10 protein-coding genes are annotated in these 12,253 nt (G+C 28.1%); 1 reads left to right on the top strand and 9 read right to left on the bottom strand.

The window, feature by feature from the left end:
• Positions 1 to 67: 67 nt before the first annotated feature.
• From proS to ACLVEP_RS01335, 5 genes are all read right to left on the bottom strand, one after another.
• Complete coding sequence (proS, locus tag ACLVEP_RS01355; RefSeq protein WP_412582312.1) at positions 68 to 1,507, bottom strand: proline--tRNA ligase; 1,440 nt, start codon at positions 1,505 to 1,507, stop codon at positions 68 to 70.
• Positions 1,508 to 1,566: 59 nt separating this feature from the next.
• A complete protein-coding gene (locus ACLVEP_RS01350; protein ID WP_412582311.1) occupies positions 1,567 to 4,578 on the bottom strand; it encodes an AAA family ATPase in 3,012 nt (1,003 codons plus the stop codon).
• Positions 4,565 to 5,692, bottom strand: a complete 1,128-nt coding sequence (locus ACLVEP_RS01345; RefSeq protein ID WP_412582309.1) for an exonuclease SbcCD subunit D — start codon at positions 5,690 to 5,692, stop codon at positions 4,565 to 4,567. The genes ACLVEP_RS01350 and ACLVEP_RS01345 overlap by 14 nt, the downstream gene beginning before the upstream one ends.
• Positions 5,689 to 6,102, bottom strand: coding sequence for a GNAT family N-acetyltransferase (locus ACLVEP_RS01340; RefSeq protein ID WP_318000632.1), 414 nt, complete (start codon positions 6,100 to 6,102; stop codon positions 5,689 to 5,691). Before ACLVEP_RS01340 ends, ACLVEP_RS01345 begins: the two co-directional genes overlap by 4 nt.
• Before the next feature lie 80 nt (positions 6,103 to 6,182).
• Positions 6,183 to 6,944 carry a prepilin peptidase gene (locus ACLVEP_RS01335; RefSeq protein ID WP_412582306.1) on the bottom strand — a complete coding sequence of 254 codons (762 nt, stop codon included), beginning with the start codon at positions 6,942 to 6,944 and terminating at the stop codon, positions 6,183 to 6,185.
• Between the two features lie 72 nt (positions 6,945 to 7,016).
• Here ACLVEP_RS01335 and ACLVEP_RS01330 point away from each other — a divergent pair, with 72 nt between their 5' ends.
• On the top strand, positions 7,017 to 8,123 hold the full coding sequence (locus ACLVEP_RS01330) for an AI-2E family transporter (protein WP_412582304.1): 1,107 nt from the start codon (positions 7,017 to 7,019) through the stop codon (positions 8,121 to 8,123).
• Between the two features lie 162 nt (positions 8,124 to 8,285).
• On the opposite strand, the gene ACLVEP_RS01325 is transcribed toward ACLVEP_RS01330, so the two are convergent.
• From ACLVEP_RS01325 to aroA, 4 genes are read right to left on the bottom strand one after another with little or no spacing between them, the layout of a single operon-like run.
• The gene (locus ACLVEP_RS01325; protein ID WP_412582303.1) at positions 8,286 to 8,780 is read right to left on the bottom strand and encodes a shikimate kinase; all 495 of its coding nucleotides are present in this window, start codon (positions 8,778 to 8,780) and stop codon (positions 8,286 to 8,288) included.
• A 2-nt stretch (positions 8,781 to 8,782) separates the two neighbouring features.
• Positions 8,783 to 9,904: a prephenate dehydratase gene (gene pheA, locus ACLVEP_RS01320; RefSeq protein WP_412582302.1), complete on the bottom strand. Its 1,122-nt coding sequence runs from the start codon at positions 9,902 to 9,904 to the stop codon at positions 8,783 to 8,785.
• A gap of 2 nt (positions 9,905 to 9,906) precedes the next feature.
• On the bottom strand, positions 9,907 to 10,983 hold the full coding sequence (gene aroC / locus ACLVEP_RS01315) for a chorismate synthase (RefSeq protein ID WP_412582300.1): 1,077 nt from the start codon (positions 10,981 to 10,983) through the stop codon (positions 9,907 to 9,909).
• Positions 10,967 to 12,253 (bottom strand): 3-phosphoshikimate 1-carboxyvinyltransferase, encoded by a 1,287-nt coding sequence (gene aroA / locus ACLVEP_RS01310; RefSeq protein ID WP_412582298.1) that lies wholly within the window; start codon positions 12,251 to 12,253, stop codon positions 10,967 to 10,969. Before aroA ends, aroC begins: the two co-directional genes overlap by 17 nt.

Here is a 12,253-nt window from a genome sequence, read left to right as displayed (position 1 = left end):
CTCATGTAATCTAATTAACTCTATTTCAAAAATATCATGTTATTTCATAAAGCTTTCATCAAATATTCTAGTATGCTTTAGCAAAATAAACAACCTTTTTAGCTGGTTTACCACAAATTGGACAAACATCATCAAATAGTTCTTCATCTTCTTTAATACATCTTGATGTAGCTCCTGTTTCTTCTTTGATTTTAGCTTCACAAGCATCATCTTCACACCACATCATACGAATATATCCAGCTTTTGTATTTAAGATTTCTTTAAATTCATCATATGTATGAGCTGTTCTAATATTTTCATCTCTGAATTTTAAAGCTTTTGCATACATTTCGTCATGAATTTGATCTAATAATTGATGGATTGTATTTGGTAATTCTTCAGATAAAGCATAAACTTCTTTTGTACCATCTAATCTTTTAGCAAGAACACATTGTCCTTTTTCAATATCTTTTGGTCCAATTTCAAGTCTTAATGGAATTCCTCTCATTTCAGCATCTGCAAATTTATATCCTGGTGTTTTATCGCTTGCATCTACTTTTACACGTAAACCTGCTGCTTTTAATTGTTTTTCAATTTCATAAGCTTTATCTAAAACGCCTTCTTTATGTTGCATAACTGGAACGATCATTACTTGGATTGGTGCTACTCTTGGTGGTAAAACAAGTCCATTATCATCTCCATGAACCATGATAATAGCTCCAAGTAAACGTGTTGATGCTCCCCAAGAAGTTTGATAAACATATTCTTGTTTATTATCTTTATTTAAGAATTTAACATCAAAAGCTTTCGCAAAACCTTGACCAAAGTAATGTGAAGTTCCTGATTGTAAAGCTTTTCCATCATGCATTAAAGCTTCCATTGTATAAGTTTCTTCAGCTCCTGCAAATTTTTCACTTTCAGTTTTACGACCAGTAACCATTGGAATAGCAAGTAAATCTTGAGCTGTACTACGATAAACTTCTAACATTTGTAAAGTTTCTTTTCTTGCTTCTTCTTCAGTTGCATGAATTGTATGACCTTCTTGCCATAAGAATTCAGAACCACGTAAAAATGGTCTTGTTGTTTTTTCCCAACGTACAACTGAACACCATTGATTATATAATTTTGGTAAATCACGATAAGAATTTACAATTTTTGCATAGTGTTCACAGAATAATGTTTCAGATGTTGGACGAATAATTAAGTTTTCATCTAAATCATCTAATCCACCTTTTGTAACAACTGCACATTCTGGTGCAAATCCTTCTACGTGATCAGTTTCTTTTTGTAATAAAGATTGAGGGATCAACATCGGCATATAAACATTTTCATGTCCTAATTCTTTAAATTTTTGATCCATATGTTTTTGAATTTGTTCCCACATTGCATAACCATACGGACGATAAATAATAAACCCTTTCACATTGCTATAATCCATTAATTCAGCTTTACGACATACATCTGTATACCATTTAGCAAAATCAACATCTCTAGCAGTAATAGCTTCATTTTTCTTATTATTTGCCATATTTTTTCCTCCTCTAAAATGCTCCTCTATTTTACTATAGAAATGATAAACAAGCAAGTTTAGATCATTTGAATTACACTTTGTTTTTGTTGACGTTCAACAATAATTTGTCTTTCAATTCGATCCTTTAAATCACTCACATGAGAAATAATCCCTATCAACTTATTTTCTTGATGTAATTCCATCAAACAATTCATTGCTTGATCTAAAGATTGACTATCTAATGAACCAAAACCTTCATCTATAAAAAGCGTATTTAATTCAATACCCCCTGCATAATCTTGAACCATTCTAGAAAGTCCTAATGCAAGTGATAAAGCAGCTTTAAATGATTCTCCACCAGAAAGTGTTTTAATGCTTCTCATTTGTCCACTTTCTTGATCAAAAACATCTAACTCCAACCCTTGTTGACTTCTTCCTTTACCCGCTTCATCTTTTCTCAACAATTGATATCTTCCCTGTGTCAATTGTTTCATAATCACATTGGCATAAATCAACATATTTTCAAAATAAGTTGCTAGAACATATCTTTCAATAGAAACACGCGCATTGTTTTTACCACTTGCTAAATTGTATAAATCTAAATAACGTTGATATTGATCTTCATCTTTTTCTAATTGTTGATTGATTTTTTGAACGTCTTTTATCATTTTTTCTTTTAAAGAATAATTGATTTTTATTTTTTCTAAAGCTTCATCTTTTTCTTTTATTTGTTGTGTATTTAAAGAAATACTTTCATTTAAGGAAGTAAGATCCATATAAGTTGTATCTTTAACTTCATTTTCTAATGAAAGAATTTGTTCATTTAAACTTTTTAAAGAAACTAAATACTCTTGATATTTCTTTTCTAATGTATTTAATTGCTTGATTTTAGAAATAAAAGATAAAAATTCATCTTCACTTGCAAAAGCTTTTAGAGCATCTTGATAGTTATTTTTAATGACTTCATAAGCTTCTTGTTCTTGAATAAGTTGTTGATTGAATGTTGTAACCTTAGTTTTTAATTCAAGGTATTGATTTTTGATATATTCATAACTTTGTTGAATACTTTCAATTTCTTTAGAAAGTTGTTGATATTGTTGTTGTAATAATTGATAATTCTTTGATACTTCACCTATTTCATAATCTTTCATTGTTTGATCAACTTTACCAGATAATTGATGTATTTGGATTTGAATATCTTCTAACTGCTTTTCTTGTTTATGATTTTTATTTTCATAATCATCTTTATCCTTTAATGAAAGAGCTACACTTTTCTTTAGTTTTTGAATATATTTCATTTCATCTTGCAAATTTAAATACTCTTTTTTTAATCTTTCTTCATTTTTAGATAAACTATCTAATTCTTTAATAAAGATTTCTTTAGAAATTTCTTCTTGAATATTTAATTCACTTGAAAGCTGTTGTATTTGTTTAAAAAGTAATTCTTTTTTTTGATCTAACAATAAAATACTTTGTAAGATTTCTTGCAAATGATTTTCTTGTTGTTTTGATTTCTTAACTTGTTGATCTAATTTTTCTTTTGTAATATCTTCTTTTTCTATTTGTGCTGGATGAGGATGATGTAAAGAGCCACAAATAGGGCATGGTTTTTCATCTTCTAATTGCATCGCAAATATTCCTGCTTGCTTTCTAAAATAGAGTTTTTCCATTTGTTGGTATTGTGTTTTTTCAAATTCTACCTTTTTCTCTACTTGTGTATAATTTTCTTGTAAATCACTCTTGTCTTCATTTATTTTTAATGTTTGATCATAGTAATCAAATAATTGATGAATTTTTGTTTTTTGTTCATTAAGTCTTGTATATTGTTGTTTAACAAGTTCATATTTTGATTGAATTTGTTGTTCACTTTGAATTCTTTCTTGGTCTCTTTGTAAACCATTTTCAAACTTTTCTTTCTTTTTTAAAAAAAGTTTATGTTCTTCATCTAACATATGATAATGTTGTTTTAAGGTTTGTAAATTTTGATAATCTTCTTGATATTGATAAATTTGATTCATCAATTGTTTTGTTTTTTGAATATCTGTTTGTAATTTTTCTTTACTTTGTTGTTTATCAGTAAGTGTTTTAGCTTGTTGTTTATTTTTTTGATACTCGTTTTCTAATGCTAATAATTTTTTTTGACTATCTTCTTGATTAAGTTTTATTGTCTTTAATTTTTGTTGTTGTTTTGTATAAGTTTGATAAAGATAAGATGTTTCTTGTGCTTTTTTTAATGATTTGATTGTTTGGTTTAACTCTTGATAATCTTTATCTTGTTGTTTTAAATCTTGATAGTGTTGTTTTAAATCTTTTAATTGAATAATACGTTGATTTTGAAGACGATAAAGTTGTAGCTGTTGTTTTTGTTTTTCTGTTTGTTGTTTGAGTTGATCAAGTGCTTTTTGTTGACTTGCAATTTGTTGTGTTTGTTGAGTTAGATATTGATCATAGTCTTCTATTTGTAATTCTTGTACTAAATCTTTTCTTTTATTTAATAACAAATCATAACGATCTTGATAAACTTTTAAATGTTCTTTCAGTTTTTCTTCTAACTTTTGGTATGTTTCACTATGAAATAATTCCCTGAGTACTTTTTCTCTTTCATCACTAGAAGCCATAATAAGTTTAGTGAATTCACCTTGAGCAATCATACATATTTGTTTAAATTGTTGATCATCTACTCCTAATAAAGAAACCATTTTTTGATTTACTTCTTTAACTCCTTCTACCATTTTTCCATCTGGTAAAGTAAGTAAAGCTGTTGGTTGTTTAGGCGTTTTTTTACCTTCTAAATAATATTTAGGACTTCTTTTAATTAGATAATTTTGTTGATGTAAAGAAAATGAAAATTCTACATATGTAGGTTGTTCATTTTCAGCATGATCACATCTTAAACTGTCTATTTGTCGTATTTGTCCACTTGTTTTACCATATAAAGCAAACATCATCGCATCAAAAATCATAGTTTTTCCACTACCTGTAGGACCAGTAATCAAAAATAATCCATCTTCTTGAAATGATTCAAAATCAATTGTAATAACTTTTGGATAAGGTCCAAATGCTGATAATGTAAGATTAATGGGCATCATCTTCTTCTACCTCCTCTAATAATTGTTGAATGATTTTTTCGCTTTCTTGACTGATTGCTTCACCTTTCATTTTTTCATAAAATTCTTTAAAGATTTCTAATGGTGATTGTTTTTCAACATCTAATGAAGATGCTGTTTGTTGAGTTTTAAGCTTTTCTAATGAACGATATGTGATTTGTAGAAGGTATGGATATTTTTCTTTTAAAAAGTCATAAGCATGTCCAATGACTTGCTTATCTAATAATTCAACAGCTATAAAATCATTTTCATTGTTTGGATAATGTAAAACCTCTTCATATTTTCCAGTTAATTTTATTAAATCTCTTTGTGGCTTTAAAGGAATGATTTTTGTTGTAACTCCTTGTTTATCAATACTTACTTCTACCATTCCTTTTTTTTGATTAACTTCATCAAATGAATATTTCATTAAACTTCCAGCATATCTTACATAATCATATTTAATTTTTTGACTTGCATGAATATGCCCTAAAGCCACATAATCAAAATCTTTACATAAATCAACATCAATAATTTCACTGCCTCCTACTGATAATATTACTTCACTTTCACTTCTAATAACTTCTTTATTTCCAGCAATAAATTGATGTGTGACAAGGACTTTAGGATGATCTTCTACAAAATTTTGTTGATTTAAATAATAAGCAAAAGCATCTTGATACGTTTTTAAATCCTCTTTTTCATATAAATAACGTATATAAGAAGGTTTAAAAAATGGGACTAAATAAAAATAAACCCCCTCTATTTCAATGGGCTCAATTTCTTTTTCAGGATAACTTACAATATACAAACCTTGACTTTGAAGCAAGGAACTAGCAAAATTAAGTCTTTCACTACTATCATGATTTCCTGAAATCATTAAAACCTTTTTATGATAATGAAGAATCATTTTCTTTAAAAAATCATTTAATGCTGCAATACTTTCTTTAGAAGCAATTGCTCGATCATAAACATCTCCAGCAATAACTAAAGTATCAATATTTTCATGAACCATATAATCCATCACTTGATTTAATAAATCTATTTGAATCTCTAATAAATTATTTTGATAAATAATTTTTCCTAAATGTAAATCAGCTAAATGTATAAATTTCATAAAACCTCCAAATCTAAACAATATATCCTTTTAAGATAATCTCCTCGATCAAAATTTTTCTTTAAAGATGCAGGGACTTCTTTAGTTTCAAGATATTTAAAAGGTAATGATTCTATAATTTTACGACTTGCAATATTATGCGGAGAACAACTAATCATTAATTGCTTAAAACCTTTTTCTCTAGCAATTTCAAACAACAACAAACAAGCTTCCTTACTATAATGATGTCCCCTATAAGCTTCTTCTATCGTATAACCAATATGACCATCATAATATCTTTCTTCATTACTACCTTCTCTTAAAACAATTCTTCCAACTTCTTGATGATCTACCATAATTAAATAAATATAATAAGGTTTCCATCCTGGAAGTAAATTTTCTTTTTCATATGATAACAATTCTAATTCCATAAAATCACCTATTTCCATTGTATCACTTATCTTTATACAAATTAATAATATAATTTCTTTTAAATCCTAAAAATTACCCTTTATATCATTATACTCAAATACCAATGAATAATCTCCTGTCCATAAATAAACGCTATCACAATACCAATAGATAAATAAGGACCAAAAGCAAGATAACTTTTCTTATCTACCTTTTTTTGAATCAATAAATAAACACTATAACTTCCAGCAAGAATAATCGCTATTAAAGCTGCTAATAAACTCTTTTTCCATCCCAGTCCAATTCCAGCAGCCCCCATTAGCTTAATATCTCCTCCACCAAATGAATCTGTAATCATTAAATTTAAAACAATCATACACATCGAAACACAAATCATTCCTAAAAGACTTTCAACGATTCCTTGTTGATTAAAACACATCAAAGCAAGGGAAATAATCAATAAAGAAACATTCAACCCATCAGGAATAATCATTGTATCAAGATCAATCATTGATATTGCCAGTAGAATCATTATCATCATAAACACCAATACCATTTGTAAACAAGCTCCAAATTGATAAAAACAAAACATTCCTATCAAACCACCAAAAATTTCAATCGTGAATCCTCTTTTAGAAATCATCTTTTGACAATAACGACATTTTCCTTTTAAAACAATAAAACTTATAATAGGAATCAAATCATACCATCTTAATATTCTTTGACAATGATCACAATGACTTCTTCCTTTTATAAAATCTTCATTTTTTGGAAGACGTTCTATCACAACATTGATAAAACTTGCAATACATGTTCCAATAATAAAAGTATAGATATACGTTAATATTTTTAATGAGTCCATATTTTCTCCTTTTCTTTTAAAATTTTCATCTTCTGTTCATATAAAAAAATATAATAAAAAAGAGGTGAATTTATGTTTTTAAACAATAAAGAATTAAAAAAATACATGTACTTAATAAGTTATGCAGCTATCGCACTAGCAATTGTTTTGAATTTATCTACTGTCTTTAGTTTTATTCAGAAAATTTGGCAACTTATTGTTCCTTTTTTAGTAGGATTTTGTATTGCATTTATTTTAAATATTATCACTAAACAATTAGAACAAAAGCTTTTAAAAAATGTTAAAAACAAAAGAATGCTTTCATTTATTTTAACTCTTGTTTTATTTATTACTTTTCTATTACTTATTTGTTTTATTGTTGGACCTGAGCTTGTTCATTCTATAAAAGAAATTGTAAAACTAGCTCCTCATGCCTATGAACAATTACTAAACTTTTTAAAAGAAAATAGAAACATCATGAATGGTAGCTTTAAAAATATAATTGATTCAATTATTTCTTTAGATATTGATTTATCTGCACTCTATGAAACAATTATGAATAATTGGCAAAGTCTTTTCCATTCAGGCTTTTCAATTTTATCTAATACAATCAATAACTTATATACTTTCTTTATTGGTTTAGTTTTTTCAATCTATTTACTTTTTTCTAAAGAAACTCTATCTAAACAACTTAAAACAACCTCTATTGTTTTAATTGGAAAAGATAAAACAGATAAGCTTTGTCAAATCATAAAACTTTCAAATGACACATTTACAAGCTTTATAACTTGTCAATGTCTAGAAGCTTGTATTCTTGGAAGTATGTTTATCATTTCTATGAGTATTTTAAAAATGCCTTATGCTTTATTAATGGGCATTGTCATTGCAATTACAGCCCTAATCCCTGTTTTTGGTGCCTTTATAGGTTGCTTTGTAGGAATTATCATGATTGGTATCGTTAACCCTATTCAAGCTTTAGAATTTCTTGTTTTATTTCTCATTTTACAACAAATTGAAGGAAACTTCATTTATCCTCATGTTGTCGGTAATTCAGTAGGTCTTCCTTCTATTTGGGTTTTTGTAGCTGTCATTATTGGTGGAAACTTAATGGGCATCATGGGAATGTTCTTATTTATTCCTTTAACATCTATTATCTACACTCTCTTTAAAAACTATATTAAATCTTCTATACATGAATAAAAGTTGGAGTTTTTACTCCTCTTTTTGTGTTTCTATTATACAATAATCAAATTATTTTACCTAGTTATTATAAAAACTTGAGACAAACTTAAAACAAATTTGAGACTTCCTAAATTTATAGCTAAGAAATTTAGAAAAAAAGAAAAGACTAAACTTATAAGTCTAGTCTTCTTGAACATCTTCTACAATTTTATTAACAATATCATCTAATGTTCCATCATTTTTTACATGATAGTGACAACTATCTAAATAAAGTTGATGTCTTTCATCAAAAAGTTGATAAAGTTTTTCTGGTCCATCTTTTAATAATGGTCGATGTGCTATTTCTACATCAGTTACAATATTATCTACAGGTCGATCAATATAGAAAACAGATCCTGCTTGTTTTAAAACATCTCTATTTTTCTTTCTCTTGATGACTCCCCCTCCTGTAGAAATAATATATCCATCAAGTTTCGCCATATCCAAACATGCTTCACTTTCTCTATCCCTAAAATAATCTTCTGAGATTGCAAACATATCAGGTATTGTACATTGATATTTCTTTTCAATATATTCATCCATATCAATGACTGGCATTTTTAATTTTTCTGATAATAATTTGGAGATGGTTGTTTTACCACACCCCATGATTCCCACTAATATAATATTTTTCATTCTTACGCCCTTTTATAATTTCCCAATACTTTTAATGTTGTACTATTTGCTTTCATTTTATTAATAGCACGTTGAATTCTTTCTTCATGCATATTTCCTTCAAAATCAATATAGAAATAGTATTGCCAATATTGTGTTTCAATTGGTCTTGATTCAATACGATCCATATTAATTTGACTTTGTTTAATTGTTTGTAACATGTTATCTAATGCTCCAACTTGATGTGGTAAAGTGAAAATCACTGAAACTTTATCACTTTCTTTTGGACAAATAAGTTCTTTTGAAATCACCATAAAACGTGTTCTATTGTTTTTCTTATTTTGTACATTTTCTTTTAACATTTCTAAACCATAAAGTTTACATGCAAGTGGTGATGCAATTGCTGCTTTAGTTGGATCTTTTGAATCCATTACATATTTAGCAGCCATAGCTGTATCTTGAAATGGTCTTTGTTCAATATAACGATGTTGATATAAAAATTCACTTGATTGTGCTAATCCTTGTGGATGTGAGTAAACTTGTCTGATATCTTCAATCTTTGTTCCTGGAAGTGCCATTAAACATTGACTGACATTAACTGCTGTTTCTCCTACAATATAGAAACCATATTTTCTAATTAAATCATAGTTATCATTAATTGAACCTGTTAAACTATTTTCAATTGGTAAAACACCATAATCAATTTCTCCATTTTCTAAAGCTACATAAACATCTTCAAAATCTTTATAACCAATATTTTTAGTTCCTTCACCAAAGAAATTTTCTACAGCACTTTGTGAAAAAGCTCCTGCAATTCCTTGATAACCTACAACAGGATTCTTTTTAAATTCTGTTTTAATATTTTTATCTAATTCAAGAGGTAATAAATCTGATTGATAAGATTTAGAAACTGTCATCATTTCTTGAATAAAACATCTTGCATATTCTTTTAATTGATCATTATTTAAACGATTTAAATTTTTTTCAATAACTTCTCTTTCTCTTTCAGGTTGAAAGATTTCTAAATGGTTTTCAATTTTATATTCCACTACACTTTTAGAAAGAGCCATACGTTTTTCAAAAAGTTCCATTAATTGTTGATCAATTTCATCTATTTCAATTCGACATTGTTTTAAATCTTTCATACTTATTCCCCCATCATATCAAGTATTCCTAAAGCCATCATTGCTTCTACAACAACAACTGCTCTTTGAACAATACAAGTATCATGTCTTCCTTTTATTTCTAATTCAACATTTTCTTTTGTTTCAATATTAATCGTCTTTTGTTTTTTAGCAATTGAAGGTGTAGGTTTAAAAGTAACCGTACAACTTACAGGCATACCATTTGTAATACCACCAGTGATTCCTCCATTATGATTTGTAGAAGTTTTTACATTTCCTTCTTCATCATAATAATAACAATCATTAGCTTCACTACCTAACATTTCATCAATACTTTCTCCATCACCAAAAGAAACACTTTTAACGGCTGGAATTGAAAACATTAAAGAAGATAAATGACTTTCTAAAGAATCAAAGAAAGGTTCACCTACTCCAGCAGGAACATGTAAAGCAACACATTCAACTTTTCCACCAACACTATCTAAATTTTCTTTAGCTTTTAAAATAGTTTCTTCCATTTTTTCAAAAACATCATCTTTAATTGTTGGATATTGTTTTTCACTCAATTTTGATAATAAAGCATCATCAACATCCACTGGAAATTTTTCATCTTTGATTTTTCCAATTGATAAAATATGTGCCCCTACTTGAATTCCTTTTTGTTTTAAAATTTGTTTAGCAATATTTCCCGCAAAAACGATTGGAGCTGTAATTCTTCCAGAAAAATGACCACCCCCACGGACATCATTAAATCCTTTATATTTAATATAAGCTGGATAATCACTATGTCCTGGTCGCATATTTGTTTTAAGTAAAGAATAATCTTTAGAATGTTGATCACTATTATAGATGACTCCTGTAAGAGGTGCCCCTGTAGTAATGCCATCTTGCAATCCTGATAAAATTTCGACTTGATCAGCTTCTTTTCTTGCTGTGGACATTTTATTTTGTCCTGGTGCTCTTCTTTTCATATCACGCGAAACTTCATCTAAATCAATTTGAATACCGCTAGGAAGATTGCCAATGGTAATACCAATAGCTTTTCCATGGGATTCACCAAAAATTGTAAGTTCTATATTATTTTTATAAGTTGCCCCCATCAATCTTTCCTCCTAACATCTCGAAATCTTCCCAAAAACTTGGATAAGATTTTTTTACACATTCTTTATTATCAATAATGATTGGTTCTTGACATACAGTAGAAGCAATCGCAAGCATCATGGCCATACGATGATCATCATGACTAGACACATTTCCACCAGTTAAAGTTTCTACACCATCTAATTCCATAGATGATTCATGTTCAACTGCATGTGCTTTTAATTTATTTAATTCTTCTACCGTTGCTTGAAGACGATCACATTCTTTAATACGTAAACGTCCGGCATTGATAACTTCACTATGTCCATTTGCAAGTGCTAAAGCAAGAGAAACAACTGGAATAACATCAGGACATTGGCTCGCATCCACAGTTGTCGCTTTTAAACCATGACTCACCACTTTAATTCCTTCATCATTTTCCACAATTTCACAATTCATCTGTTTTAAAAAATCAATTGTTGCTTTATCACCTTGTAAAGAATCTAAATTTAAATCTAATAATGTAACATCGTTTCCTAAAGCACCTGCTACTAAATAGAAAGCTGCTTGAGAAAAATCAGATTCAACACGATAATCTCTTGCTTTATATTCTTGTCTACCTCTTACAATAAATTGTTTATATTCATGATTAATAACTTCAATACCATAAAGCTTTAAGATTTGTAAAGTTAAATCAATATATCCTTTACTTTCAAGTGGTGTCGTAATTTCAATAATAGAATCAAATGATAATAAAGGAAGTGCAAATAATAAACCAGTAATAAATTGTGATGAAATATTACCTGGAATACGATATAAATCAGGTTTTAATTCACCAACAACATTTAAATCTAAAACATTTTCTCGATATAAATAACCAATATTTTGTCTTTCAAAAATTTCATAATAAGTATCTAATGGTCTTTTCCCTAATTGTCCTCTTCCTATAAAACGTACTTTATTTTCTTTAACAAGAGAAATAGGTACCATAAAACGAAGTGTAGATCCTGATTCTTCACAATCTATTTGTACTCCTGGCATGGTATTATTTTTAGTAAACGTATAGTTTCCATTAATAATTAAATAATCTTCATGTTGTTCTATGATTGTTCCAAGTGCTTCCATTGCATGAATTGTTGCTTTAATATCTTGAGAATATTCAATATGATCAATTCTTGAAATACCTTTAGCAAGACTAGCAGCAATAATTGCACGATGTGCTAATGATTTTGAAGGTGGAACAGATACTTTTCCTTTTAGTTTTGTAGGAATTAACTTAATTTGACTCAT

The organism is Faecalibacillus sp. (assembly GCF_047023275.1).
Lineage (GTDB): Bacteria > Bacillota_I > Bacilli_A > Erysipelotrichales > Coprobacillaceae > Faecalibacillus.
This window is presented reverse-complemented; position numbering and strand designations above follow the sequence as displayed.